The organism is Sphingobacterium chungjuense (assembly GCF_011316935.1).
In the GTDB taxonomy this organism is placed as follows: Bacteria; Bacteroidota; Bacteroidia; order Sphingobacteriales; family Sphingobacteriaceae; genus Sphingobacterium; species Sphingobacterium chungjuense.
In genome coordinates, this window is record NZ_WLYS01000003.1 from 487,331 (window position 1) to 514,264 (window position 26,934).

Annotated in this window: 21 protein-coding genes, 1 tRNA gene and 1 riboswitch; of the genes, 10 read left to right on the plus strand and 12 right to left on the minus strand. The window is 41.3% G+C overall.

Features of this window, described 5'->3' with window-relative positions; genetic code table 11:
- Positions 1 to 72: 72 nt before the first annotated feature.
- The gene (locus tag GKO22_RS09810) at positions 73 to 2,133 is read left to right on the plus strand and encodes a heavy metal translocating P-type ATPase (RefSeq protein WP_166334565.1); all 2,061 of its coding nucleotides are present in this window, start codon (positions 73 to 75) and stop codon (positions 2,131 to 2,133) included.
- 122 nt (positions 2,134 to 2,255) lie between these two features.
- Here the strand turns inward: GKO22_RS09810 and GKO22_RS09815 are convergent, their stop codons facing one another.
- Positions 2,256 to 5,510, minus strand: a complete 3,255-nt coding sequence (locus GKO22_RS09815; RefSeq protein ID WP_166334567.1) for a TonB-dependent receptor — start codon at positions 5,508 to 5,510, stop codon at positions 2,256 to 2,258.
- 179 nt (positions 5,511 to 5,689) lie between these two features.
- Positions 5,690 to 5,784, plus strand: a riboswitch (TPP riboswitch).
- Positions 5,785 to 5,852: 68 nt separating this feature from the next.
- Here GKO22_RS09815 and thiD point away from each other — a divergent pair.
- The 3 genes from thiD (at position 5,853) to GKO22_RS09830 (ending at position 8,343) form a co-directional block, all read left to right on the plus strand.
- Positions 5,853 to 6,698 (plus strand): bifunctional hydroxymethylpyrimidine kinase/phosphomethylpyrimidine kinase, encoded by an 846-nt coding sequence (gene thiD, locus GKO22_RS09820; protein ID WP_166334569.1) that lies wholly within the window; start codon positions 5,853 to 5,855, stop codon positions 6,696 to 6,698.
- Positions 6,670 to 7,329, plus strand: coding sequence for a thiaminase II (tenA, locus tag GKO22_RS09825; RefSeq protein ID WP_166334571.1), 660 nt, complete (start codon positions 6,670 to 6,672; stop codon positions 7,327 to 7,329). The genes thiD and tenA overlap by 29 nt, the downstream gene beginning before the upstream one ends.
- Before the next feature lie 66 nt (positions 7,330 to 7,395).
- The gene (locus tag GKO22_RS09830; protein WP_206367868.1) at positions 7,396 to 8,343 is read left to right on the plus strand and encodes a zinc dependent phospholipase C family protein; all 948 of its coding nucleotides are present in this window, start codon (positions 7,396 to 7,398) and stop codon (positions 8,341 to 8,343) included.
- Between the two features lies 1 nt (position 8,344).
- Here GKO22_RS09830 and GKO22_RS09835 read toward each other — a convergent pair whose 3' ends face one another.
- On the minus strand, positions 8,345 to 10,258 hold the full coding sequence (locus tag GKO22_RS09835; RefSeq protein ID WP_166334573.1) for a TonB-dependent receptor plug domain-containing protein: 1,914 nt from the start codon (positions 10,256 to 10,258) through the stop codon (positions 8,345 to 8,347).
- A gap of 67 nt (positions 10,259 to 10,325) precedes the next feature.
- Here GKO22_RS09835 and GKO22_RS09840 point away from each other — a divergent pair, with 67 nt between their 5' ends.
- From GKO22_RS09840 to GKO22_RS09855, 4 genes are all read left to right on the plus strand, one after another.
- Complete coding sequence (locus GKO22_RS09840; RefSeq protein WP_166334575.1) at positions 10,326 to 11,822, plus strand: aminotransferase-like domain-containing protein; 1,497 nt, start codon at positions 10,326 to 10,328, stop codon at positions 11,820 to 11,822.
- Positions 11,823 to 11,930: 108 nt separating this feature from the next.
- Positions 11,931 to 13,100, plus strand: coding sequence for an MFS transporter (locus GKO22_RS09845; protein ID WP_166334577.1), 1,170 nt, complete (start codon positions 11,931 to 11,933; stop codon positions 13,098 to 13,100).
- A 46-nt stretch (positions 13,101 to 13,146) separates the two neighbouring features.
- Entirely contained in the window at positions 13,147 to 13,293 is a 147-nt protein-coding gene (locus tag GKO22_RS09850; RefSeq protein WP_166334579.1) for a hypothetical protein, read from the plus strand.
- Positions 13,294 to 13,347: 54 nt separating this feature from the next.
- Positions 13,348 to 14,529, plus strand: coding sequence for a cysteine desulfurase family protein (locus GKO22_RS09855; RefSeq protein ID WP_166334581.1), 1,182 nt, complete (start codon positions 13,348 to 13,350; stop codon positions 14,527 to 14,529).
- Positions 14,530 to 14,541: 12 nt separating this feature from the next.
- On the opposite strand, the gene GKO22_RS09860 is transcribed toward GKO22_RS09855, so the two are convergent.
- The 7 genes from GKO22_RS09860 to GKO22_RS09890 all read right to left on the minus strand — a co-directional run bounded on the left by GKO22_RS09860 (position 14,542) and on the right by GKO22_RS09890 (position 20,104).
- Positions 14,542 to 15,522 carry an MBL fold metallo-hydrolase gene (locus tag GKO22_RS09860; protein WP_166334582.1) on the minus strand — a complete coding sequence of 327 codons (981 nt, stop codon included), beginning with the start codon at positions 15,520 to 15,522 and terminating at the stop codon, positions 14,542 to 14,544.
- The gene (coaE, locus tag GKO22_RS09865; RefSeq protein ID WP_166334584.1) at positions 15,512 to 16,105 is read right to left on the minus strand and encodes a dephospho-CoA kinase; all 594 of its coding nucleotides are present in this window, start codon (positions 16,103 to 16,105) and stop codon (positions 15,512 to 15,514) included. Before coaE ends, GKO22_RS09860 begins: the two co-directional genes overlap by 11 nt.
- Positions 16,106 to 16,107: 2 nt before the next feature.
- On the minus strand, positions 16,108 to 16,980 hold the full coding sequence (locus GKO22_RS09870) for a YbbR-like domain-containing protein (RefSeq protein WP_317165707.1): 873 nt from the start codon (positions 16,978 to 16,980) through the stop codon (positions 16,108 to 16,110).
- A 191-nt stretch (positions 16,981 to 17,171) separates the two neighbouring features.
- Positions 17,172 to 17,498: a preprotein translocase subunit YajC gene (gene yajC / locus GKO22_RS09875; RefSeq protein ID WP_166334588.1), complete on the minus strand. Its 327-nt coding sequence runs from the start codon at positions 17,496 to 17,498 to the stop codon at positions 17,172 to 17,174.
- Between the two features lie 40 nt (positions 17,499 to 17,538).
- Positions 17,539 to 17,985, minus strand: coding sequence for a DUF1573 domain-containing protein (locus tag GKO22_RS09880; RefSeq protein ID WP_166334590.1), 447 nt, complete (start codon positions 17,983 to 17,985; stop codon positions 17,539 to 17,541).
- Between the two features lie 20 nt (positions 17,986 to 18,005).
- Positions 18,006 to 18,956, minus strand: coding sequence for a transcription antitermination factor NusB (nusB, locus tag GKO22_RS09885; RefSeq protein ID WP_166334592.1), 951 nt, complete (start codon positions 18,954 to 18,956; stop codon positions 18,006 to 18,008).
- Positions 18,957 to 19,030: 74 nt separating this feature from the next.
- The gene (locus GKO22_RS09890; protein ID WP_166334594.1) at positions 19,031 to 20,104 is read right to left on the minus strand and encodes a Glu/Leu/Phe/Val family dehydrogenase; all 1,074 of its coding nucleotides are present in this window, start codon (positions 20,102 to 20,104) and stop codon (positions 19,031 to 19,033) included.
- A gap of 151 nt (positions 20,105 to 20,255) precedes the next feature.
- On the opposite strand from GKO22_RS09890, the gene GKO22_RS09895 reads away from it, so the two are divergent.
- Together GKO22_RS09895 and GKO22_RS09900 are read left to right on the plus strand one after the other, a co-directional pair.
- On the plus strand, positions 20,256 to 22,034 hold the full coding sequence (locus GKO22_RS09895) for an ABC transporter ATP-binding protein (protein ID WP_166334596.1): 1,779 nt from the start codon (positions 20,256 to 20,258) through the stop codon (positions 22,032 to 22,034).
- Positions 22,035 to 22,108: 74 nt separating this feature from the next.
- A tRNA-Ala gene (locus GKO22_RS09900) sits at positions 22,109 to 22,182 on the plus strand.
- Between the two features lie 506 nt (positions 22,183 to 22,688).
- On the opposite strand, the gene GKO22_RS09905 is transcribed toward GKO22_RS09900, so the two are convergent.
- The 3 genes from GKO22_RS09905 to GKO22_RS09915 form a co-directional block, all read right to left on the minus strand.
- Positions 22,689 to 23,546: a hypothetical protein gene (locus GKO22_RS09905; RefSeq protein WP_166334598.1), complete on the minus strand. Its 858-nt coding sequence runs from the start codon at positions 23,544 to 23,546 to the stop codon at positions 22,689 to 22,691.
- 141 nt (positions 23,547 to 23,687) lie between these two features.
- Positions 23,688 to 23,897, minus strand: a complete 210-nt coding sequence (locus GKO22_RS09910) for a hypothetical protein (RefSeq protein ID WP_166334600.1) — start codon at positions 23,895 to 23,897, stop codon at positions 23,688 to 23,690.
- Between the two features lie 795 nt (positions 23,898 to 24,692).
- Positions 24,693 to 26,876 carry a hypothetical protein gene (locus tag GKO22_RS09915; protein ID WP_166334602.1) on the minus strand — a complete coding sequence of 728 codons (2,184 nt, stop codon included), beginning with the start codon at positions 26,874 to 26,876 and terminating at the stop codon, positions 24,693 to 24,695.
- Positions 26,877 to 26,934 lie beyond the last annotated feature (58 nt).

Genomic DNA, 26,934 nt, shown 5'->3' on the forward strand with positions numbered 1-26,934 from the left:
AGCTGCAAAATCTGGATATAAATCATGTTGCTTTCGGTTCAGAAACCGGCGGCAAATTATAAGGAAACTATTATGAAACATCAACATACGTACAATGATAAAGGCGAGAGAATGTGCTGCAACCAGACCGAGAAAATTTACACCAAAGCTGGTGCAGAAGCGCTCCTATATCCGAACGAAGGCGCTCCGAAGTCGGCCGAAGAGAAGAAACATGTACAGCGTGACAGTGATGGACATGACCATAGTCATGAAGATAGTGCGAGCCCTTGGACGCTATTTCTAGCGCCTACTTCAGCTCTTATCCTACTGTTGCTGGCGATCAGCTTTGATAACAATTGGCTAAAATCAGCTTGGTTTGTCGAGACAAACCGACTTCTTTGGTATGTTGTTACGTATTTGATTGTCGGATTTCCTGTACTGAAAGATGCTGTTCGCAGCATGTTGAAAGGAGAAGTCTTCTCGGAGTTTCTCTTGATGAGCATCGCTACGTTGGGCGCATTCTACATTGGCGAATACCCGGAAGGTGTTGCCGTGATGTTGTTTTACGCCGTAGGCGAAGTTTTTCAGACTTTAGCCGTTTCTCGAGCCAAAAATAATATTAAGACCTTATTAGATCAACGCCCGGATGAGGTCACTATTTTGGAAAACGACACACCAAAAACCATTAAAGCGGAGTTGGCCAAGATCGGTGATATTATTCAGCTTAAACCAGGCGAAAAATTGGGGCTCGACGGAGAATTACTATCCGCGCGTGCCACGTTTAATACCGCAGCGCTTACTGGTGAAAGCAAACCCGATACAAAAACAAAAGGTGAAGCTGTATTGGCAGGGATGATCAATTTGAATACAGCCAGCCAAGTGCAAGTAACCGTAGCGTATACCGACAGCAAACTCAGCAAAATATTGGCTATGGTGCAAGATGCTACATCGCAAAAAGCGCCAACAGAACTATTTATCCGCAAGTTTGCAAAAGTGTATACACCGATAGTCGTTTTCTGCGCGATAGCTATTACACTGCTCCCCTATTTTGCGGTAGACAATTATGTGTTTAATGAATGGTTGTATCGCGCGTTAGTTTTCTTAGTGATCTCTTGTCCATGTGCTTTGGTCATCTCCATTCCATTAGGCTATTTCGGTGGCATCGGAGCAGCTAGTCGCAATGGCATTTTGTTCAAAGGCAGTAATTTTCTGGACTCATTAGCCAATGTCCAGCATATCGTGATGGACAAAACAGGAACCATGACGGAAGGAGTTTTTCAAGTACAAGAGGTAAAATTTGATGCAGGGTTTGATGAAAAACAGATCCTACAACTCGTGAACTCTATAGAAAGCATGAGCACGCATCCAGTTGCGACTGCTATTCACGAGTATGTGGGCGAAGTGGATCGTTCGATTGTATTAGAAGATACAGAAGAGATACCCGGACAAGGTTTACGCGCGGTTGTGGATGGTAAAGAACTATTGGTCGGTAATTTTAAACTCATGGATAAGTTCAAAATTGCGCACCAAGTTGATGTTGCATCGATCATTTACACCGTGATTGCGGTCGCCTACGGCGGCAAATTTGTCGGATACATTACGATTGCAGATGCTATCAAGGATACTGCTGCGGAAGCTATCAAACAATTCCACCAATTAAACGTGCGCAGCACCATGCTGAGCGGCGACAAAACGAGTGTGGTGGAGTATGTAGCGAAACAACTGAACATCGAGCAAGCATACGGCGATCTATTACCAGAAGATAAAGTCGATAAAGTAAACGCCATCAAAAGCAAAAACGAATCGGTCGCCTTTGTCGGCGATGGCGTCAATGATGCTCCTGTAGTGGCGCTTAGCGATGTAGGTATTGCCATGGGCGGATTGGGAAGCGATGCTACCATCGAAACCGCTGATGTCGTGATTCAAGATGATAATCCGCTCAAGATTGCCATGGCGATCCGTATAGGCAAAAAAACCAAGCAAATCGTCTGGCAGAATATAACTTTGGCCTTTGTGGTAAAAGGTATTGTGCTGATATTAGGCGCTGGCGGTTTGGCGACGATGTGGGAAGCAGTCTTTGCAGATGTGGGTGTTTCCTTGATCGCTATTCTTAATGCAATTCGGATTTTGCGCAGTAATTTTGACTCAAGATAAAACAAACTGCAAAGACCTTGAAATAAAAGGACCCGAAGATTGTCTTTATTCAACAATCTTCGGGTTCTTTTTTTATTATCTATCTAGCGATAGCTAATGGCTAGCTGAGATCAGCCAATTCCTTAAAAGCTATAGCGAAGACCTAATTGCATCTGCCAACGGGAAGCGAAGAAATCACGCGAATAATTCGTGACGTTACCGTCACTAAACGTATATTGCGGGTAAGCGGTAGCCGAGCCGGTTTGACCATCAACAGGCGTTAGTCCTATACTCGATGTTGAATTAAACGTATTTGGTGCGAAATATTGAATCCCCCAATTTTTGTATAGCAAATTAGTCAAGTTGATAATATCATACGTCAACGAGATCGTTTGTGTTTTGCGGCCTTCACGTACGATATGGTAGTCTTGCGAGAATCTAAAATCTGCCTGAAAATTCCAAGGTGTGCGTGCTCCGTTACGTTCGGTAAAGTTTCCACGTCTTCCACGTAGATAACTATCGCCATCAATATACGCATCGAAAGCAGCAGCTTGTGCTCTTCCGACTTCGGTGGCAGCAAAAAACAATGCCGTTTCTTCTACTCTTGGAATATAGGCTAGCCCGATGTTTTGTGCGGTACCATTAATCGTTCTATTAACAAAACCCAAGGTATAAGGCAATCCAGATTGTGCATTAAAGAATAATGAAAAATTGGAAACCCACTTTCCGCTACTCATCCACTCTTTTCTATAATTCATCGTACTCACGATACGATGACGGATATCAAAATTCGAATAAGCCAACTGTGGATCATTGGGATTGAGCGCTTGATTGAGCTGCCAATTAGATTCCATCGAGTTACGAATACCGTTGGTAATATCTTTTGACTGTCCGTACGTATAGGCTACCATCAAATCAAATCCCATCGGAAAACTCTTTGCCACTTGGCCGGTGATGCTGTAGCGATGTCCTTTATTGGTATTTGACAATAAGTAAGCATTAGTATACAACGGATTAATAGCACGTGTACCATCTGATGCCACGTAGATCGGTTGTTGGCGATCAGTATCATAAGGTAAGTAGATTGGATTATCCTTCAAATTGACATACGTAAATTGTAAGTCATTAATCACTTTAGTGTAGATTCCTTCCAAGGTAAATTTCCAACGATCTTCGGTCAGATAATCAAATGCTAAATGGCTTCTCCAAGCTTGGGGCATCTTAAAATTGTTATCAATCAAATCCACTTGTGTAGCGCCCAAAGCGTTATTAGGATTCACTCCCTGATTCCGAACAAACCCTGCCGCGCCCTCTCCTGTCATCGAATCAAAAATTGGATCCGAACCTGGAGCCGGCATCACAGGATTATCTCCGGTGTAAGTATATCGCCTGTCGAATGCACCATAGCTATCTCCATTGTTATAATACGCATAACCTAGCCACGCGAATGGAATTCTTCCGGTGAATATTCCCGTACCTCCACGCATAATCAATTGATTCGTACCAAACACATCATAATTAAAACCTAATCGCGGAGATACTTGGATCTGACCCAGAAAATCATTGCGAATCGCTGAAGGCTGCGTATAGGTAAAGGTTGTTCCATACTGCGGATCTATGGGAGATTCGGTCGTTTTGGCGCTCAGACTAGGCTTTGTGGGCATTTGCGCCAGATCAAATCGTATTCCGGGTGATAAACGCAAATTCTGCCCGATCTGTATATCATCTTGAGCGTATAAACTATATAGATTTACCCGAAATTGAGCAGGCGGATTGTCGATGATATTATCACGGATGTTGTCTTCATAATTGAAATTCGTCCGCACGCGATTCGGTTGGTTGTTTAGAAAAGCATTCACGCTCCCATAATTTACACGGCCATTCCAACCGTTGACAAATCCGTAATTGATATTGTAAAACTCATTGTGTGTACCAAAAGTAAATTGATGATTGTCCTTGATCCACGTGAAGTTGTTGGTCAATTCAAACGTTCGTTGTCGGAGATCAAAAATACTGGCCTCTCGATCGGTACCCAGAAAGATCGTTCCTCCACCAGAAGAAATTTCAATCTGCGGAAATGCAGGATCGGAAGATGGTCTTCTGTAATCGTGAATATTCGAATATCCAAGCAAGAAACTATTGGACATCGCACTATTGAAATGACTCTTCAATTCGGCTACCGTAGAATTTTGATTATTGACTTGCCGAAAATCTATGCTCCCGAAACGGAAATTCTGCTGATCACGTTCTAAATTAGTAGCCTGAGAAAGGATCGTGTTATTGCGAACCGATAAATTGTGTTTATCATTAATGATCCAATCCATGCGGTTAAAGAATTTGTTTGAGCGAGAGTAGGTATTGTAATCGCCATACTCACCTGCATCCAAATTATAACGACTAAATAAATAATCAGTAATCTGTTGCGCTTGTTCGAGGTTGATGACGGGCATATCTTCCGAGCCCGCGGCCAAAATCACTGGATCTTGTCGTCGCGTAATTTCTTGATTGGTGAAGAAAAACAATTTGTTGCGAATGATGGGAAAACCCAGACGGAAACCGGTTTGGTATTCGTAAAAGGAAGAAGGCATTCTGGAATTATCTCCCGCACGATTCCGACCGGTAATCGTTGCATTTCTTCCAAATCCGTAAACCGATCCACTGACCTCATTAGATCCGCTACGTGTGACCGCATTGATACTTCCGCCTAGAAAATTTCCAATCTTCACATCAAAAGGCGCCAGATATACTTGTATATCTTGAATCGCATCCAGCGAAACGGGATTGGTACGTGTACTGCTGCCCGGTTGTCCGGAAGTATTCCCCTGTCCTCCCAATGATGGACTGAAACCAATGGCGTCATTGTTTATTGCACCATCCAACGTTACGTTGTTATACCGGAAGTTGGTCCCCATAAAGGAATTGTTCGAACTCTGCGGTGTAGTTCGGGTAAAATCTTGCAAACTACGACTAATGGAAGGCATTCTCTTGATCTGCGCCTCACTGATTCGGGTACCGCCTCTCACATTCTGATTTACCCTCCCATTCACGACCACATCATCGATCAATGCTGATTCTTCCATCAAGATAAAATTGTAATTGGATAATCCCAGACTCAAATTTGCATTGGTAATGATATCTGCGGCTAACCCTATAAATGTAGCTTGTAGTGTATATGGTCCACCAGGATTCAGATTGGCAATGGTATAGCGCCCTTCTGCATTAGTCGTGGCGTTATAGCTTCCTCCGGTTCCATTATTGGTAACCAAAATAGAAACGCCAGGCAAAGGTTTGCCATTTTCATCTGTTGCTCGTCCTGAAATAGTGGAACTGGTAATCTGCGCTCGCACGATAGAAATAACAGTAATAAAGACTAAAGAAATAATTAATTTAAGTTTCATAATTGCAATTTGTTTCCGCAGTCAAATATCGCCTCACAACATTACCTTAATGTTAATTAATTCTTAATATTTAAATAATGTAAACTATAATGAAATTTAAGTAGTAAAATGAGCACTTCTTATAAACTTCGAGTAAAATCGCACAATATACTGTATTGATGGATAATTTTAATATATTTGAGTGGCTTTAGGGGTATTCTTTCATAAGAATTGAGACAGTCCCTTTGAACCTGATTCGGATCATACCGACGTAGGGAAAAGCGCGTAGCAGATCTACCAAGATCTGTTTCCATTTTTTCTATCGTATTCCGTATCATTTACTTTTTTGACTTCGGAGAAAAAATGGAAAAACACCAAGTTCCCACTGTATTAAGTATTGCTGGATTTGATGGAAGCGGGGGTGCTGGCATACAAGCCGACACCAAGACGGTTTCAGCATTGGGCGGATATGCGATGAATGTACTGACGGCTTTGCCCGTGCAAAACACACAAGGTGTTCGCCAAATCTATGACATCCCAACACAAGCCGTAAAAGATCAGCTAAACGCTATTTTTGACGATATCTATCCCGACGCTATCAAAATCGGCATGGTGCATTCCGTTGAGCTAGTGCGTTGCATACATGCAGCACTACAGGATTATAAGGGAACTATTGTATTCGATCCGGTCATGGTTTCTACCAGCGGCCATCAGCTGATTCAAGAAGATACCATTGCTTCTTGTGTAGAACTACTTTTTCCGAGAGCGACGATCATCACGCCGAATTTGGATGAATTAAGTGTTTTGGTGAATAAAGAAATCCAAATGGTATCGGAGATGGAAATCGCTGCGGAGCAACTTACCCGAAATGGTGCCCAAGCTGTGCTAGCAAAAGGTGGCCATCTCGCTAGCTCACGGTTAACTAGTTTGCTCGTACAACAGCACATACCTACAAAATCCTACCACTCAGATCGGATAGAAACGCAAAACACACACGGATCCGGATGTACGCTTTCCAGTGCTATCGCGACATTCTTGGCGATGCAAGATACGCTGGATACCGCCGTGCAGAAAGCACTTGATTACGTGTATGCCGCGCTTCTTTCGAGTAAAGATCTACAAATAGGAAAAGGATCTGGACCACTCAATCATTTTCACAACCCTCAAAAACTACATACTTATGCGCTGGAGCAATCAAGCATGGACTAATATCGCCCCTCTCTACGATCATATCATTGCGATGCCATTCATTCAGGAACTGAAAGCTGGTACACTGCCATTGAAAAAATTTCAATTCTATATGCAGCAGGATGCGCGCTACTTAGAACATTTTGGCCGCGCATTGGCTTATATCGGCAGTAAGAGTGTAGAAAATGAACAAGCAATTCAATTTTTCGACTTCGGCAAAAATGCGCTTATTGTTGAAAAAGCACTGCACGAAACTTATTTTAAGCAGTTTAAAGTGGTTGATGCACATGAAGATAGTGCGATACAGCCTATTTGCCATCACTATATCCATTACCTGAAAAGCACCGCGGCGTTCGAGCCGATTGAGGTGGCTATTGCAGCCGTACTTCCTTGCTTTTGGATTTATAAAGAGGTCGGAGATTATATCGTAGCAAAAGCTCAACCGAATAATCCCTATCAAGCCTGGATTGATACGTACAGCGGTGAGGATTTCGCCAAAGGCGTCAAAAAAGCAATCGCTTTCGCCGATAAAATGGCAGACAACAGCACCGAGGAAATTAGAATACAGATGTGGAAAGCATTTGAGAAAGCATCGCAATTGGAGTATCAATTTTGGGATGCTGCCTACCATACCATTCGCTGGAAAGAGTAAAATAAAGAAATTAATTTTCTTTTAAAAACATATAAAGCGATATTTAAGAACGCAAATTCGCTTAATATGAATAGGTTATTGATTTCTTTCGCGGGAATGATGCTAACTGTGCTATGTAGCTCATGGGGATTTTTTGCCCATCGTCTCATCAATCGGACGGCAGTATTTACGCTTCCAACAGAGCTTGCTGGATTTTTCAAAGCACACATAAAGACGATCACCGAGCGATCAATCGATCCAGATAAGCGCCGCTATATAGATTCTGCTGAATCTGTTCGGCATTTTATTGATTTGGATCGATATGATGACGTACCTGATTCGATCCCCATCCATTGGTCTAAAGCCAAAGAAAAATATCAGGAAAGGATTATGAATGCACGCGGTATTGTACCTTGGCAGATAGATCGTTCGTACCTCAATTTGGTTGCCGCTTTTTCGGAAAAAGATCTAGCTCGCATTATAAAGTATGCGGCAGACTTAGGCCACTACATTGCTGATGCGCACGTACCGCTACATACGACGGCTAACTATAATGGGCAATACACCAATCAAATCGGTATTCACGCCTTCTGGGAAACCCGATTGCCTGAAATGTTTTATACAGATTATGATCTGTTGGTAGGCAAAGCTAAATACATAGTCGATCCATTAGAAACGGCTTGGGACATCGTAAAACAGAGTTATGAATTGGTAGATTCGGTGCTGCTCGTAGAAAAAGAACTTTCTGAAAAAATACCAGCAAATCTACAACGCACGTATATCACCCGCAACAATGTTCTTGGATTACATTATTCCGATCATTACGCTACGGCATATCACACAACGTTAAATGGCATGGTCGAGCGACGACTGCGATCATCTATTCATTTGGTAGGTTCATACTGGTATTCGGCTTGGGTAGATGCGGGACAACCAGCGCTGCAAAATTTAGTAAATTTTGTACCGGAGGCTACGGCCGATACTTTGCCACCCTTGCCGACCGTCACATCGCTCGGTCGACAAGAGTGGCATTAAATTATCGTTTGGTGTATCGCAAGCCCAAGGTTTGCCAACGCCCGGGCATCGGCACCGCTCCTGCTTCCACATAAGTAACATCCCATAAGTTTTGCATGTCAGCAAATATGGTAAATGCACCAATCTGATACGCAGCGCGAAGATCTGAAATCACATAAGAAGTAGCAGATGCCCGTTCGATAAATCGATTGGTGGCTGAAAATGACCAAGCATCTACGCCTAAAGAGATCGTACTATTCAATTGATGCTTCAGGTTTTCGATCCGATAGCGTGATATCAAACCGTCTGTAGTAGATGCCACACGAGGGTTGAGATAAGTGTAGCCAAGACGTACTTTCAACTCGGTGCGAGGGCTCAATGGTTGCCCATATTCCGAAGAAAAATGCAGTCCGCGCATGCGGTTATTATCTACATTCGTTGCTTGATAAGGTTCATCTATGCTGCTTCGCTGCCAATCGATAAACTGGGCGACATTGCGGTAAAAATAGCCTGCCTGCGCGGTGAAGTTTCCGATTTGATAACGAAGACTTCCTTCTGCCTGCCAAGCATTTTCCGATTGCAAATTAGGGTTTCCGATATTGCCGGGGCGCTGATCGAGATACAGATCGGTAAAAGAAGGAATACGTTGACTAGAGCCAATATTGGCAGCAATACGCCATCGCGGTAGAAAATGATAGGCTACATCAATGCCTGGAAAAGCTTGCCAACCGTATTGAGAATTATAGTTTACATACGTTCCGACGTTGAGCAATACATCTTGAATGTACTCTGTTCTGAACTCGGCATAGTAACCATGATTCTGTCGGCGATGATTACCAATATTGGTACTTTCAATACGCTCCCACCGTGATTCCGCACCGACACCGACATCACCCAAATTGGTGTGATAGCGTGCATTCAGCTCGGCCGACCACACATCGGTTTCGTGCTCACTGCGCGCACGCGAAAGATCGTTTCGGAAATAACGATAATCATCCGTATTGTTGCGATAACTTAAGCGCGGACTGATGCGCAATCGATCGTTGAGATCGTGTCGCGAACTAATGGCGGCAATAGCGGTACGTACTACTTCTTCCGATTCCACATCACCAGGTGCTGCATAAAAACCATTTGCGCCAAATTTATTGTCGATGTATCCGCCCATCACTTGGATTTCGTCACGCGCACTTAGTTGTATTTTATTCTCATAGAAAGCGCGGAATGCCTCCGAAGCGGTATTATAGCGCTGACCATTGCTTTTTTCTGTGGTGAGATAGAGCTGATGCTGATGTTTTTCTCGTACAAATTGTCCGCCCACTTGATAGCCCATGCCATAGTACACACCTGATCTTCCGGCCTCTTCTTCTACCGATTTGAAGGAAGAGCCTGCATATGCTTGCGCAAAAATCTCGGACGACGCCGCTTGGCGTGTGACAATGTTAACAGATCCCGTCAATCCATTAATACCATAAATACGAGAAGTTGGTCCACGGACTACTTCGATCCGCTCAATCGCTTCTAGAGGTATTGGAAGATTCAAACTGTGATGCCCTGTCTGCGGATCGCTCATCTTAATACCATTGACTAAAACCAACGTTTGCTCAAAACTTCCGCCATCGATACCAATATCTGCTTGTGCACCAAATGGACCGCGCTGTCGCAGATCGACACCATTAATATGCGTCAATACTTCATTAATCGTACGCACTGGCATTCGCCGAATTTCCTCGTAGGTAATGATTTCAATATGGCGGCTATTCTTATTAAAGGGTACTTGCAATCTGTTTTCTTGAATGATGACCTCGGAAATTTGAGAGGTATCTCGCTGGCTGATTTGCCCAAATACAGTCGAGCACATTACCAAACCCGCAATAGCTAGTGTAATTTTGTTCTTTTTCGACTGAATAGTCTGAGATCGATGTAGAATTTGAATCATGTATTTATTTTAAGTGTGGCAAATGTAGTATATTGCCGGACTACAGCACTGTACCACTTTTTATATAATGACTAGTCCGGTTGCAAATCCAATCCTCCATCTATTGTCGATCGATCGATCCGCGACAAAAGATATCTATTTGCAGATCGTGCAGCAGATCGCCAATGCAATTCAGCGCGGGCTGTTGCGCGAAGGCAGCAAGCTCCCGGGGTCACGTAGTTTGAGCACGGTATTGCAAGTACATCGGCAAACCGTCGTTGCTGCTTTTCAGGAACTGGAAGCGCAAGGTTGGGTGGCGATCTCTCCTAATCGAGGCGTATTTGTGCTGAGCAACAAACCCAACGTCGGCGCTCGGCTTCATTTGGATGATGCAGCAAGGCAAGAACAATTGTATCCCACGAACGTGGGATTTACCTTCAAAAAGTCGAATATTTTAGATAATCCATGGACACAAACCGCTAGCGAATTTAGCTTCGATGATGGTGTTCCAGATATTCGGCTCACGCAGATCAATCAATTATCTACTTTTTATTCGGCCAACCTGAAAAGGAAAAGCAATATCAAAAAACTAGATCGCTATACCAACGAAGGTAGCGAGTATTTCAAGGAGCAACTGAGCACTTATTTGCATAAATCGCGTGGATTACGCATTAGTGAACAAAACATTCTGGTCACCAGAAGCACGGAGATGAGTTTATACATCATTTCTAAGGTGATGCTTTCTCCCGGCGATGTTGTGATAGTCGGCGCGCTGAGCTACTTCGCTACCAACATGATTTTTCAAGAGTCTGGTGCAAGAATGAAAACGGTGCCCGTAGATTCAAATGGTTTAGATACTGCAAGCATTCGTGCCCTATGTCAACAAGAAAAAGTACGCATGGTGTATGTTACTTCGCATCATCATTACCCTACTACGGTGACATTAAGTGCACAACGCCGAGTGGAATTGTTGGCTCTAGCGCAGGAATTTAGATTTGCGATTGTAGAGGATGACTATGACTATGAATTTCGCTATGATCAACAAGCCATTTTACCGATGGCCAGCGCAGATACCGATGGCATGGTGATTTACTTGGGCTCATTTGGCAAAACGCTTGCGCCTGGTTTCCGCACAGGGTTTACCGTTGCTCCGAGTGATATTATTGCAGAAATGCGCAAATATCTTGGCATCATTGATCGGCAGGGCGACATCACCATGGAATTGGCTCTTGGGGAAATGATTGCCGAAGGCGAGATCAATCGCTATGCGAAGAAATCATTAAAGATTTATGAACAAAGGCGTGCAAATTTGGTAGATCTACTCCAAAGCCGTCTTTCTCAGTATCTGCAATTCGAACCACCGCGCGGCGGACTTGCTGTCTGGACGACTTGGGATCGCCGTATAAATCTATCTCAATTGGCCATGCAATGCGAAAAGCAAGGCCTTCACATTCCTAGGAATCTATTGTATCAATACAAGGACATCGCGGGGATGCGCATCGGATTTGGGCGAATGGTTGAAGAAGAAATGACGACTTGCATTAGCAAAATACAATCTGCGTTAACGCAAATGAATGGGATCTAAAATCCGTATTGCAGGAGCAGACAAATACCTTTACATTTGCTTCCGAATTTAGAAGGGTGATCTTGTCGCCAAAACATTCTAAAATCACACTTAATAGGATTCTACCCCATGCTTAAAAAAAGTTTGATATCGCTTGCATTCGGATCATTTGCGATCGGAATGACAGAATTTACCATCATGGGCATATTGCAAGATATTGCCTTAGACCAGAATATTAGTATCCCTACTACTGCGCATCTTATCGCCATCTATGCTTTAGGAGTTGTGGTCGGAGCACCTACGCTCGTGTTATTTACTAGCAAATACCAACCAAAGAATGTGCTTCTTTTTTTGATGCTTCTTTTTGTGATTTTTAATAGTCTGTTTGCCATCATGCCAGATTACAATTCCTTGATGATTACACGCTTTTTGTCTGGATTGCCGCATGGGGCATTTTTCGGTGTTGGCTCTGTTGTAGCGACACAGCTAGCCACCAAAGGCAAGGAAGCGCAGGCAATTTCTATCATGTTTACAGGTATGACATTGGCCAACTTGTTTGGCGTGCCACTCGGTACGTATATTGGCCATCATTATTCCTGGCGATGGACGTATGGCATCATCAGCCTTTGCGGATTGGCCACCATCATCACCGTTTTCCTTTGGCTGCCTAAAGTGGTCAATTATCAAGCGGAAAACATGTACAAGCAACTTAAGTACTTTGCCACCAAAGAAGCATGGATCTTGATCGCGATGATCTCTATCGGTACGGGTGGTTTGTTTGCTTGGATGTCCTACATTTCACCGTTGATGACTAAAGTCGCGAATCTGCCCGAAGAGCACGTGAGTTACATCATGGCATTAGTTGGATTAGGCATGGTCGTCGGTAACTTTCTCGGCGGACGCCTTTCAGATAGTATTGGATCGGTGCGTGCTTCTATCGTGTGTTTTTCGTCGATGGCAGCATGTTTATTACTCGTCTATTTCACCATACACATCGAGTATTTGGCCTACTTTTTAGCTTTCCTGACGGGAATGATTTCCTTCACGATCGGTTCACCATTGCAGATCACGCTCATTAATTCGGCACGCGGTGCCGAAACGCTGGCAGCCGCAGGCGGGCAGGCCGCCTTTAATATGGGAAATACCTTAGGCGCGTATCTAGGCGGAATTCCAGTGTTGTATGGCATGGCCTACAATTCGCCTTTGTTGGTGGGTATCGGGATGGCGACCATTGGTGCACTTATTGCTTTTTATTACAAACTTTTAAGTAGTAAAACCACCGCACCGGTAAGTGCTTAAAACATTTTCGGCGATGGTGGTGTTATCTTGATAAAAACCACCGCGCATGAAAAAGCAATTTTTCGGTTTCCTGAATAGATTGAATAAGGCTGTACTACCAAGTTACAGCAGATTAGATCCTGCCAGATTAACCAAATTTCAACAAGCTATTTTAGCCTTTCGCTACTACGTGCTGATCCAATCCAAGGACTAGCTTTATCTTCTTAGCAAAAAGGTTTTCTTCGTATAGAAACCTTATTTTTATGGGATGATATACTTGGACAACAATGCCACAACTCGTATTGATGCCGATGTGCTGAACGCAATGATGCCCTACTTTATAGAATCGTATGGGAATGCATCCAGTACGCAACATCGATTAGGTAGACAATCCAACGAGGCTATTCAGCTTGCGCGACAGCAAATCGCTCGTGCGCTCACAATCCAAGATCCTAATGAAATAATCTTTACTAGCGGTGCGACAGAAGCTATAAACATTGCCATAAAGGGCGTGGCAGCAAGATATCATGCTGTAGGAAACCACATCATTACGTGCCAAACGGAACACAAAGCGGTGCTAGAAACCTGTGCGCAACTGGAAAAAGAAGGTTGCCGCGTGACGTACTTACCCGCTTTAGCGAATGGACAGATTGATCTTTCTCAGTTGCGAGAAGCCATCACCCCACAAACGATCTTAATCAGCCTCATGGCTGCCAATAATGAAACCGGTGTACTGCACCCTATAGCAGATATTGCTAAGATTTGCCAAGAACATGGAATACTCTTTTTCTGCGATGCCACACAATATATAGGCAAGCAAAATGCACTAGATTTGGCGCAAATCCCCATTGATCTGCTTTGCGCGAGTGCACACAAATTTCATGGGCCAAAAGGCGTTGGTGCTTTATACATTCGCCGTCGCAGAAGCAAACCGATACAAATTGAGCCTCTAATCGTTGGTGGCAATCAGGAAGGCGCACTGCGAGGCGGCACCTATAATGTTCCCGCTATAGTTGGATTCGGCGCAGCTATAGAACGGATTCAACCAAATGAATGGAAAACAGTAGCTACTTTGCGCGACTACTTAGAAACATCGTTAATAGAATCTGTGCCACATCTATTTGTCAATGGCGCAAGTGCTCCACGATTGAGCAACACGAGTAACTTAACTATTAAACATGTACTCGCTGCTGAGTTAATTAGTCGCTTGCCTGACATCGCATTTTCTACCGGCTCTGCCTGCGTAGTAGGCAGTGCAGCACCTTCACACGTATTGATTGCTATGGGTTTATCGGAAGACATGGCACGTTGCAGCATCCGGTTATCACTTAGCAAATATACTACGCGAGAAGAGATAGATGAGGTAGCGAAACAAATAGCACACGCTGTTAAGAAAATACGAGAGCAATCACCCGTCTGGATGCTGTTTGAAAAAGGTTTGATCGATTAAAGTGTATAATGATTACACAGTTGCTGGAATCATAGCTACGGATAGGATATCCCGCACATCAATCTGATCTTGTAAATGTGTTTTCAATTTAGAGCCATCGCCATGTATGGTCCAGATTTCCATAGGCTTTACCAACGTGATATAATGCAAAAGATCTGACCAATCCACATGATCCGAAATGTATAAAGACAGATCATTGTGCTGCTGCAATCTAGCCCAACCCGAAGCAAACACGCGTGTCACATTCGTAGCTCGGAAGTAACTATTGAAGGTTAATGGCGGCACCAAATACACTTTATTCGCCTGCCCTTCTTTCATATCTTTCCTCCCGTACACTTTATAATGCAGAGATACCGGACTATATTCATCGTACAACCGATGTGCCATCGTCATGCGATGATGCAACAATACTACTTTATCCGGGCAATACGTATTCACCAAATGCGTAATTCGTTGCGCTTTTCCAAGCGTATAACAGCCCAATAAGATATTTCCTTGAATAGCGTTAAGTTGCTGTATTTCCTGCACGGGATCTGGATGGACAACGTCTGGATCAGCAAACGTGGTTTCGGTGATCAAGACATCAGCTTGCACGACTTGGATTGGTTCGCATGTGGGATCTTCTTGCAACTTATAATCTCCGGTGTACAAGTAGCGTACACCTTTATATTCCATCAAGATCTGCGCCGATCCTAAGATGTGACCGGCTGGTATCAGCGTAACCCGAACATGATTTAATTCCCAAGATTGATTGAAAGGGATGATGGTATACGCTTCTCGAGTATATTTTGGAAAGCGCTGTTGCATAAATGCGGCCGTAAACGGTGTTGCATACGTATCCAAATGTCCGGGACTAGCATGATCGCCATGCGCATGGGATACAATAGCTGTCTTGACAGGATACAAGGGATCGATATAAAAATCACCGTAACGGCAATAATAGGCACCTCCCTTTTTTACCAGAAAATCGGGTAGAATGGTTTTACTTTTCATAGTTTAATAAGCGCTCGTGTAATGTCATCACTTGCGAGATCAGAGATTGTGTACCATCATTGATAATGAGGGCATCGGCCAATGCGATTTTCTGACTATCTGGCCACTGCTTTTCCATGCGGGCTCGTACTTGTTGCTCCGTCACCTTATCTCTTTCCATCACACGCTGAATCCGAATCGCTTCATCTGCGGTCACCATGATGGTGAAGTCAAGCTTCTTGTACGAGCCACTTTCAAACAACAATGCGGCTTCTTTCAAGGAATAAGCACCTTCTTGTGCATCTGCCCAAGTTTCGCCAGCGTGAATTACCGCAGGATGCACAATACTATTCAGTTCGTCGAGCTTAGCCTTATCATTAAAGACCATCTCCGCTAAGTACGCACGATCTAGTTCACCAGATGCTTGATATACTTGCGCTCCGAAAGCTTTTTTCAGCGAAGCAACGACTGCTTCGTCTTCCACCATAATATTTTTGGCTTCTTGATCGGCGTCGTATACCGGAATACCAAGTACTTGGAATAATCGGCAAACAATACTTTTGCCAGCCCCGATACCCCCTGTGATGCCTACTCTAAGTCCCATAATTACAATCGTACAAAAAAATCAATATTCTGTGGTTCGATGCGTAAGACCTGACAATATGGAGGAATCTTCGTGAGTTGCACGGGTAAGCTTGTCGCTTTGCCACGTGTCCAATCTTGCACATCGGCTACCGCTTCAAAATCGCGCGCTGTCCATTTGGCATAATCCAATAGCGAAACCAATAAGGTGACTTTTACCTTTCCTGGTATGGTACGTACCGATGTATATGATTCTGCGTTCTGCACACGAATCGGCAGTTCGATCACCTTTTCCGTCATCTCTCCTATGGGTATCAACACCTCTGCAAACGTGGGATAAACCGCTATGTTTGTTTTATTTTTGCGATTAAGATAACTTACGGTGCGCACATCATGATCGAGCAGCTCGCCCTTAATACTGTCTGTTTCAATGTACGCGATTTCGTCTATATCTTCTGCAGGCCCGGTAATCGTCACGAAAGCCGGATTTGTACGCACTTCACCTACGATGCCATACTGCTTGCGGTAAGTAATACCATATACCGGCTTGATGGGTACGCGTTTTTGAATTTGCTTTGAAAAATCAAAGAACAACGTATCCGGCATGACAGAGATAGCCTGCTTGTTAATCGGAAATTGCTTGTTTACGAAACCAATCTGACTACTAAATGCGATAAAATTTCTAGTCTTCAGCCCGCCAAGGTCTACTTCCAGACGAGCGGTATCGGGCTGAAATCGCTTGACCAAGATGTCCCAACCACTCATACGCAAACGTATTTGTACCATGTCTGACTGTAGTGGGTGAAAAGCTCTTTCTTCTGGGAGATTCACATAACTCACGCGGGCCATCTGCAAGAAATCATAGGAGCTAGAGATAGCAAATAAGGACCATGCCACAAAGGATATCCCGAGGCATCGCAAAAAGATATTGATCTTTCGCCGCTGAATTTTGGAAAACCGACGTGTTGGCATACCTACAAATGTAGCATTAACAGATTAAATAACCATGACTTTTGAATAGCACGAAAGCCATTCTTCGAATCGAAGAATGGCTTTCTGATTAGCTTGCGTGATAAATAGAAAGATACTTACGCGTCTTTTTTCTCTATTTTATCGACGTTTAAAGCTTTTGATGCATCTAATGAAACTGCCGATTTGTCGAAACGAATCTTTACTCCAGAACCTACATCTACTAAGAAAGAAGTTTCGCCTACTTCCACGATACGACCGTGAATACCTGCCGTAGTGACGATTTTAGCATTAACACCTAATTCTTGAATATATTTTTTGTGATCTTTCTGTTTCTTCATTTGTGGTCTGATCATGAAAAAATAGAAAACCACGAAAATCAAAATCATAGGAAGGAACATACCTAGTCCACCGCCTTGAGCTTGTAGTAAAATTGTTGATAGCATTATTTAACGTATTTGATGTAATGTAGATTATAAGATATGATTAGCTTACTTCACCTTTGAGCTGAATCGTTTGGATATTGTTTTTGGCATTGGATACCACGGTGATGATTTTTTGTTGTTTTCCAGATTGACCATGGCTATCAAAACGCACTTTTACTTCACCTTCGCCATTTGGAGCAACTGGAGTAGATGTATACTCCGGTGTAGTACAACCACATGAAGTAGATACACGTGATATGATTACGGGCTCTGTACCCGTATTTTTAAATTTGAAAGTATGATCGACCACTTCACCATCTTTGATCTGTCCAAAGTCGAATGCCTCTTCTGCAAATGAAACTTCGCCATTACCTGTATTGGCTTTAGCAACTTCTGTCGCGTTTGAACTGGAGTCAGTAGCACTAGTATTTGATGTATTACCTGTATTGTTACAAGCTACGAATAGCAGCAAACCCAAAGCTGCACTTATGTTATTGATATATTTCATCGCTTTAATTTTTTCTGTAACTAATCTTGCAATCCCCGACCTTCTTTGCGGATACGACCTTGCTGTTTCAAGTCAGAGAGAATTTTGTCTAAGATACCATTTATAAAGGTACTACTTTTCGCTGTACTGTAATCTTTTGAGATTTCGATGTATTCGTTCATGGTTACCTTTACCGGAATGGTTGGGAAGTGTAACAATTCGGTAATCGCCATTTGCATCAGCAAGCTATCCATCAATGCAATACGATCTGATTCCCAATTTTTGGTTTTATCGCCCACCAATACCGCATATTCTTGTTGGTAACGAATCGCTTTGGACAGGAGATCTTGCACATATTCTTGATCTTCCCCCCAGTTAGGCGTAAGATCAGCTAACTTGTTTTTAGCTGGATTATCATTAGAGAAGTTTTTGAATGTTTTAGCAATCATCGCCTGTAAAACCTCTTTGTCTACCGACCAATCAATAAAACGTGCCTCAAGCGCTTGTTCTATGTTGGGCGTTTTAAGGATGATTTTCTTAAAAATAAATTTTATGATATCCTTTTCCTTCGCAATAGAACGATCTTCTTCTTGCAAATAAGCGGTATACGTATCTGAGGCGGTGAGTTGTGCATAAATAGAACGAACAATCTCCGGATCGAAACTCCAATCTACGTTATATTTCTTCACCTTCTCTACATACTCTCTATTCTGACGCAGACTATCGATGAACGCATTGTTATTCAACTTCGTTGAAGACAAGAATTTATCTTGCTCAGATGGCAACCATTTTTTCCCACGTCCTTCCGAGTCAATCACCACATATTCAGCCACTTCATCCAACAAATTCAAGGTCCATATGTACATATGGTCTACCTCTTCGATGCTTCGGAATAAAGCTTTTTCAAAATCCTTGATACTTTTATCCTCAGTGAGGGAATACGCATAAAGCGCCTGCATAACTTTTACGCGGAGATGTCTTCTGTTTAGCATTTTTTAAAGAACGGGTGTGTATGTAAGAACGAACAATTAAATATGTATTAGTAGATAATAAGCACTTTATGTGCTTATTTCAATTTACGAAGGTCAAAGATACGCTTTTCTGCCAATTGTTTAGCGGCTTCGTAGGTAGATACGTTGTCTTCGTTTGCTTTTTGGATTACGTGGCGTGTCGCTGTATATATATGGCGAATCAAATATTCGGTACGTTCTGCTCCGTAACCTTCCAATTCCGAGTAGCAACTAATCAGTGCGCCAGAATTGATCAAAAAGTCGGGTGCGTACAATATGTTATGATCCTTCAATAATTGAATCGTACGTTCTTCTTCTTTTAATTGATTGTTGGCAGAGCCTGCAATGACTTTACAACGCATGCGCGGTACAGAATCCGGGTTGACCGTGCCACCCAAAGCGCATGGCGCATACACATCAATATCGTGTTCAAAGCTAGTAGCATAGGTTAATGGTTCCGCTTTGTATTTCGCTGCGATTTTCATTTTGCGTTCTTCGGTCATATCGGTCACATATACACGCGCATTTTCGCCCCGCAATAGCGCTACTAAATGCTCACCAACGCTACCAACGCCTTCTACCGCGATCTTGCGACCCGCTAAGTTGTCGTCTCCGTACAATTCTTTGATCGCCGCCTTGATGCCATAAAACACCCCTTTCGCTGCAAAAACCGTCGTATCACCCGCTCCATTTAATGAAGCCGGTAAACCTGCTACATAATCCGTTTCGGCATGAATATGCTCTAAATCGATTTGAGAGGTACCTACATCGGTACTAGCAATAAAATTACCATTCAATCCTTCTACAAACCGCCCGAATCGGCGCATCAATAATTCAGTTTTCTCGGTGCGATGATTTCCTAAAATAATTGCACTACCACCGCCTAAGTTCAGACCCGCCAAAGAGGCTTTGTACGTAATGGCTTTGGACAAACGCAATGCATCTTCAATGGCATCATCAAAAGATTCATAAGGCAACATTCGCACTCCGCCGATTGCGGGACCTAATGTCGTATCGTGAATGGCTACGATAGCTTGCAATCCAACTTCTGGATCTTGACAAAAAAATAAATTTTGGTGATCCGATGATTTCATCAAATCAAACAAAGAATGGCCTTGTTGCTGACTCATGGTACTTGTATAAAGAATTATGCTCCGCAAAATTAGAAATAATATTCCACGTGCAGAATTTTATTCCATCAAATACTAAGCTGCCTACAGCGCGTGATTTACGTCAAAATTTAAAAATCAGATCGCAGATATTTACGTACTTTTGTACTACATGAAAGAGCTTTCGTACCTCAATAAATATTTTTATAAATACCGTTGGCATGTACTCCCCGGTATTCTATTTGTCATCATTTCCAACTACTTCGGCATCTTGCCTGCGCAGGTTATTCGCGAAGCATTCGACTTGGTGCAAGAAAATATTGATATGTATCGTCTATACGACGGATTTGAGCGTCAAAACGTGATTTATAGCGTCTTTGGCAGTAGTTTATTATTTTTCGGTGTGGTGGTATTGGTTCTTGCCTTGATCAGGGGAATCTTCTTATTTCTGATGCGTCAAACCTTGATTCTCACTTCCAGAAGGATTGAATATGACATCAAAAATGAGATTTACGAACACTATCAGGCACTGGATTTCAGCTTTTATCGCCGAAACAATACCGGTGATTTGATGAATCGTGTGACGGAAGACGTGAATCAGGTACGTAACTACCTTGGTCCAGCGATTATGTATGCCATCAATACTATTGTATTGTCGATTATGATTATCTATGCCATGTACAGCGTCAATGCTACTTTGGCTACGTATTCATTATTGCCTATACCAATTTTGGCTGCCGTGATATTGGTGGTCAACAAAGTGATCAATCAGCGTAGTACGCGCATTCAAGCGAAGCTTTCTAAACTATCTTCTTTTGTACAAGAAACATTTTCAGGCATTCGGGTAGTCAAAACTTATACGAAGGAGAAGCAAAAACTAGGCATGTTTGCCACGGAGAGCAACGAATACAAAGATCGTATGCTAGATTTAGTACGTGTACAGGCCTATTTTTTTCCGCTTATTATTTTGTTGATAGGCCTAAGTACGATCATCACGGTGTATGTTGGTGGTCTGGAATTGAGCAAGGGTAATATTACGGCAGGTAATATTGCCGAGTTTATTATCTACGTGAATCAATTAACATTTCCGGCGATGTCATTGGCTTGGGTGACTTCCTTGATTCAACGTGCCGCCGCTTCGCAAAAACGTATTAACGAATTTTTGCACACGGAATCGGATATTCCTGATGGTACGGTTGACGAAGAATTGAAAGGACGCATCAAGATTGAGAACTTGTCGTACACGTATGAAACAACAGGTATACAGGCGTTGAAAAATATTGATCTGGATATTGCACCGGGTACTACGGTGGCATTAATCGGCCGTACTGGTTCTGGCAAGACTACCTTGGCCAATATGCTGCTTCGTATGTTTGATACCGACGAAGGACGTATCTTATATGATAATCACGATATTCGTGATCTTCAAACGACAAGTTTGCGCAGTCAGATTGGATTCGTACCGCAACAGGTATTTCTTTTTTCAGACACCATTGCGCGTAATATTGCTTTCGGTTTGGATACGCAAGATGACGACAAGATCGAACAGGCAGCACGCGATGCAGCTGTATACGACAATATTGTCCGATTTGAAGAAGGTTTTGAAACGTATATTGGTGAACGCGGCGTCACCTTGTCCGGCGGACAGAAACAACGACTTTCTATCGCTCGTGCTTTGGTAAAAGATCCTCAAATCTTGATCTTCGATGATTGTCTATCGGCGGTGGATACCAAGACCGAGGAAGAGATCTTGCACAACTTATCAAGAATCATGGAAGGCAAAACAACCATCTTCATCGCGCACAGGATCTCAACCATCAAAAATGCAGACCTCATCGTGGTGATGGATAGAGGTGAGATCGTAGAACGCGGTACACATGAATCGCTCTTGCAACAGCAAGGCGAGTATGCCAACCTGTACGAAATGCAACTGCTCGAAACTGCGGAATAAGCGATGTTTTTTGTATGGATTTTGTTTTGATATATTAGCCGAAATAGTATATTTGCATGCAATTCAAATACAACGGGGGATTAGCTCATTTGGCTAGAGCGCTTCGCTGGCAGTGAAGAGGTGATCGGTTCGAATCCGATATTCTCCACGTAAACTATTGTTTTTCAATAACTTACAACATTTAAAAGGGGTTTAGGTTAATACTTAAATCCCTTTCTTTCTGCGTGTTACAACGGTTTAAAGATACAAATTCCTGCCTTATTCTCCACTAAAATTTTAAATAAATTAGTATAAGATTTATTCGTAAATCTACAGAAATCGGCTATTCTTGGCAGACTTTTGGCAGAGTTTTTTGTGCGCTATTTAGTGGAGAATATAGAGAGAATTTTTATTCGAACCTAAATTTGATCAAACCAAAATTATCTGGTCTTATAAATGATCTGGTGAAGTCTGGGATGTACTAAGATGGTAAGGGGAGAAAAGTATTTGGAGGTGGGAAAAGAGACAGTGGGGCTTACTTTGGGGATAAATCACCAACTACCTAACTACCTATTAATCAAAACACTTAACTATCCAAAAGGTGGTAATAAAAGTATTTATTAAAATATTCCAATCTTATATAAATCTATTTAAAATCGGATTATTTTGTTTTAGTTATGTATTATTTGGTTTTATTCTCTCAATAATTTCATCAAAATTATAGTCAACGATGTTTTCATCCATCAAACGATATCTTGTAGTTCTGCAAACTTCTAAAGCGGATATTAATCCGCCAAACATAGTATCATTTACAGCTCTCAGATCTAAATCGTAGTTTCGTACTTTTACCATTTCTTTGTTATACATTTCGATCTGATTGTGAATATAGTAATAATTGGCAACTGACGTAAGATAAACTTTGTAGCAGTCGTGAAGTTTGGATATCCGATCATTATATGTACTTCCACTATCTTCAATTAACTTTCTAATGTGGTTAATGAGTAAGGTAAATTTCAGTGGAAGATTATCGTAATACAAAGCATACATATGGCCTCGACCGCTAATGCTTAGCTTTGATCTAACAAGAAACCTTTCTATGTTATGATTCAGCAATAGCGCTGTTGTTACCACTACTCTCACCGCTTCTAGCTTGCTAATTATATCTGTGATCTCTTTTGTATTTATTTGCAAGTCGTCAATAAGCAGCTCCACATCACTAATTTTCTTAATATCCAAATCAAGTTGGCGGTAAACTACATCCAGAACTCTATTATATTCTGTATCCTTTTTCTGATCGTCTATTTGCTTCTGTTGTTGTATAAAATTGGCATAAAGAAATATGATTGATACTGCTGTTGCTATAAGTGCTGTAAAGGATATAGCATTACTTGTTGTTTCCCATCCGAATTGAGATAGAACCGTACCACCAAATAGAGTGAATGAAAGTATAAATAAGCAGAATATACCACCTAGAACTAAAAGTGAAATTAATAACGTTGATAGCTTAAATTTGATCTCTTTATCCTTTATCATAATCTGGTTAATATCTTGATGCAAATATAATCCTTTGGTTGTTGCTAAGTTAATGATATAAGTATGGCTATTGTTATTGCGAAGATAATTAGAGTTACTAGATTAATACATCCTCTATGCCTATTTATTGTTTGGGTATATCTAGACATATTCCTTGACCAAAAATCCCAACCAAAATGCATCTACTTGTTTAAACTCGCTACCATCCTTTGGTGTGAAGTTTACCCAACTGTTTTTGATTCCTAGATCATAGTCTATATGACATAGTAGCTTTATTCCCTTTCCCTGTATTGAATCCTCTAATGCTTCCAAGATTGAAAGTATTATGTAGTCTTGCGCGGTAATCATCATAACTTTCAAAACTAGATATACTCTAATCTAGTTTGTTACGGTTTCCCCTATTTAGGGTTATTTAACCTTTTCTTTTTAATCTACAAATAATATGGGGATGTATAGTATTTTTAAGCTTCAGAAATTAGTTCTAAGCAACTATCTATATACAGGTAGAATCTTTATATCAGATGGTGATGCAATCGCTTAGATCGTCTTATTTAAAGTATTCAGTATTTAATTGGGAAATATAGGTTTTTAGGTTGTCTATTGAAATCCTGAATGGATATATATTAGTGAATTCACCACCGCAATAGCCTATTAGTACGATGGTTTGATCTACGGTATAATTGGTAATTGTAGCTATAATTAAGGAGCGTAGATAATCTATTTGTTCAGCCGTGTATGCTTTATTGATCAGCGGATCATCTTTGAGGAAAGAATCAACTATTAATACTTTAACAAGATGCTGTCCCATTCTACAATAGTTTAAATTTCTAAAAAACCCCACTACGCGCAAGAGCAATGGGGTCGGTTTTCTATCATTTACTTAGTAGTACCTATTGGGATAGGTAGAAAGCGTAAGCAATATAGCAAATTTTTGCTATTCATAATAAAATTACACAAAAAAAACCCCCACCTACATCTACTATTGGTGGGGGATCTACCTAATTTATCTTCTGCTTTGGGAGCAGTGGATTGGCCAAAGGTACACTTTTATACATATAAAAAAACCCTCACCTTATCTGCCAAAAGTGAGGGAATAATTTACTTAACTATTTAAATCTACAGTTATTAGTGGGATTTTGTAGAACCCTAAGATAATACTATTTTCTGCAATTTGATTGTGGCTGGTGTAACGGAATTGATATATTCCACTTCTAGTATTTTGAAGTAACTATTACCGTATTGACTTTGTAAGTATATTGGTTTTGACATATCTAGATTTGATATATCTGATTCGTGTAGGTATGCTTTTGCCTCAAATATTATTAAGTTCGGATCGGTTAAGTCCCGTATCTGTTGTTGGTGGTATTTGGTGTACAATGTTGTAGTATCATCTGTTTGTATATCATCCTTGGTAAAGTACTCACGCGGTAGATCAAACAATAATGTTCGGTCGTTTACAGCGTCTATCATACTGGCATACCCATAAAGACCAATAGGTGATAAATAATTCTGCCCTCTATATGTTAATTGGTACGCTTCTTTTGTATACTTACGCCCAACCAAATACATTATCCTTATTTTACTTTTGAACGCTTTTTTCTTTCCTGTTAAATATCCATCGGCTTTGTATATAACTGGCATTAACTTCTCATCCTGTGAATGCTGTATGTTTATGCTGGGTGCGAAGATTACTGTTTGTTCTTTTTGTTCGGCTGTACCTTGGCTATCATTAATAACGTGTTGACCGTATACTTCATTCCACGTGTTTTTGTACTTATCAGTTAGCATGTCGGAATCCTCCGACATGGTGAATTTATAAGCCATTGGTAGGTTGATATTAGTGCTAATACTATAATTTGTGAAATCAACTTTGCTAGTCCAATCTGTTGCCAGTGATCTATTTAGCTGTATTGTATCTTTATAGTAGTTGCTGTAAGTATCTAAAATAAATTTACTATCATCACTCGGATCAGATATCAAATACAGATTAAACATAGTCATCACCGACTTTAAAAACTCCATCACTTTCACATCTTTTGGTACGACTTCTTTGATAGTAAATTGGTCACCTTCGGTAATCTCGACCTTACTAATTTTACCTTGACCACCAAACCGCATAGTTAATTGGTTAACGGCAAAATCCAGATTATTTGCTCCTTCTTTAAAGATTGCGAATATGTATTTACCATCTAATGTTACATCATCAGGGATATCAACAGATACATTATAAACCTGACTTGCACTTGTTGTTTTGTTAATCGTTTGGCTATATAAGAAAGTTGATTTATTAATCTTTTCGCTGTCTTTGATGTTTACTAATCCAGAAGTAAATGTCCCTGTTTGATTTGCTCGTAAAGTAAGCTGGTAAGTAAAATTGATCGGTGCTTTGGTCTTGCTGTCCAGAAGTTCAAAGTAAGGTGTATTGGGATTGTTACCTGCTCCTTCGACTGGGTTGTATACTTCCAAAACACCAGTATTAAAGTATTTACTATTCCCTGAATATGTACGTCTACCGCTATCAATGCCACGTCCAAATGATGATATTCGTTCCAAATTAGACGTGTATGTATAGCTAGGCATTGTAACAGTTCCCCACTGATAATTAAATTCTTTCAATAAATATTCTTCATTAAATGGTATTACGACATCTTTGATAATAGTATCAATACGTGATGTATCCAGAGTGTAACCGCTAAATATGCTTGATAGATATTTGGTTAATCGCAATGCTGGCCTAAAGTTTTTGATATCATATGTACTGTCCCAAGTATTAATATTATCTCCTACCCTCTCATCAATCCCGTAATCAATCGTTGGATATAATATATCTGATCCATTAGACCAAGATTGTTGTATACTGTCCCAATTCCAAGTGTAATATATATTCCCATAATTAACTTTGTCCAAGCTTTGATCTTTTATTCTCCCAAAGAATGATACCAATGATCCAATGATAGCACATTCATAAGTGATGTTGTTGTTATCTATTTTGATATTCCTTACCCCTAATGAACCGCCCATTACCTGAATTTGATTCTCCAACAGGATACATTTAATTTGCTTATTTGGTACAAAATTGTGCGATAGATCGGTTGGGTATGTATCGCTTGAATACCTGCTTATATCATAAAGATTACCCAATGCTTGGTTATTGTTATCTGTACCCTTCAGTACTAAATCTTTTGTGATGTTATCCTTTCTCGCGCTGATATCTGCAATGTTTTCCACTGAAAAAATAGTCAACATATCGCTGGTATCATCCAGATCCAGTTGCTTGTATTCATTGGTTATGCTTGAAAAAATATGTAGGGTAAATTTGTTCTCTATCATATTAGATAGTGTTGCCCAAAACAGAAAAGGCTACCATGCGGTAGCCCTTCAAATAAAA

Excerpts from the sequence above, each read along its gene's own strand:
- GKO22_RS09905 (WP_166334598.1), bottom strand. The coding sequence starts at position 23,546 with ATGATAAAGGATAAAGAGATCAAATTTAAGCTATCAACGTTATTAATT.
- GKO22_RS09845 (WP_166334577.1), top strand. The coding sequence starts at position 11,931 with ATGCTTAAAAAAAGTTTGATATCGCTTGCATTCGGATCATTTGCGATC.
- GKO22_RS09890 (WP_166334594.1), bottom strand. The coding sequence starts at position 20,104 with ATGAGTCAGCAACAAGGCCATTCTTTGTTTGATTTGATGAAATCATCG.
- GKO22_RS09815 (WP_166334567.1), bottom strand. The coding sequence starts at position 5,510 with ATGAAACTTAAATTAATTATTTCTTTAGTCTTTATTACTGTTATTTCT.
- GKO22_RS09880 (WP_166334590.1), bottom strand. The coding sequence starts at position 17,985 with ATGAAATATATCAATAACATAAGTGCAGCTTTGGGTTTGCTGCTATTC.
- GKO22_RS09830 (WP_206367868.1), top strand. The coding sequence starts at position 7,396 with ATGAATAGGTTATTGATTTCTTTCGCGGGAATGATGCTAACTGTGCTA.
- nusB (WP_166334592.1), bottom strand. The coding sequence starts at position 18,956 with ATGCTAAACAGAAGACATCTCCGCGTAAAAGTTATGCAGGCGCTTTAT.
- GKO22_RS09915 (WP_166334602.1), bottom strand. The coding sequence starts at position 26,876 with ATGATAGAGAACAAATTTACCCTACATATTTTTTCAAGCATAACCAAT.
- GKO22_RS09850 (WP_166334579.1), top strand. The coding sequence starts at position 13,147 with ATGAAAAAGCAATTTTTCGGTTTCCTGAATAGATTGAATAAGGCTGTA.
- tenA (WP_166334571.1), top strand. The coding sequence starts at position 6,670 with ATGCGCTGGAGCAATCAAGCATGGACTAATATCGCCCCTCTCTACGAT.
- GKO22_RS09810 (WP_166334565.1), top strand. The coding sequence starts at position 73 with ATGAAACATCAACATACGTACAATGATAAAGGCGAGAGAATGTGCTGC.
- coaE (WP_166334584.1), bottom strand. The coding sequence starts at position 16,105 with ATGGGACTTAGAGTAGGCATCACAGGGGGTATCGGGGCTGGCAAAAGT.
- GKO22_RS09860 (WP_166334582.1), bottom strand. The coding sequence starts at position 15,522 with ATGAAAAGTAAAACCATTCTACCCGATTTTCTGGTAAAAAAGGGAGGT.
- GKO22_RS09840 (WP_166334575.1), top strand. The coding sequence starts at position 10,326 with ATGACTAGTCCGGTTGCAAATCCAATCCTCCATCTATTGTCGATCGAT.
- GKO22_RS09910 (WP_166334600.1), bottom strand. The coding sequence starts at position 23,897 with ATGATGATTACCGCGCAAGACTACATAATACTTTCAATCTTGGAAGCA.
- GKO22_RS09895 (WP_166334596.1), top strand. The coding sequence starts at position 20,256 with ATGAAAGAGCTTTCGTACCTCAATAAATATTTTTATAAATACCGTTGG.
- GKO22_RS09855 (WP_166334581.1), top strand. The coding sequence starts at position 13,348 with ATGATATACTTGGACAACAATGCCACAACTCGTATTGATGCCGATGTG.
- GKO22_RS09835 (WP_166334573.1), bottom strand. The coding sequence starts at position 10,258 with ATGATTCAAATTCTACATCGATCTCAGACTATTCAGTCGAAAAAGAAC.
- yajC (WP_166334588.1), bottom strand. The coding sequence starts at position 17,498 with ATGCTATCAACAATTTTACTACAAGCTCAAGGCGGTGGACTAGGTATG.
- thiD (WP_166334569.1), top strand. The coding sequence starts at position 5,853 with ATGGAAAAACACCAAGTTCCCACTGTATTAAGTATTGCTGGATTTGAT.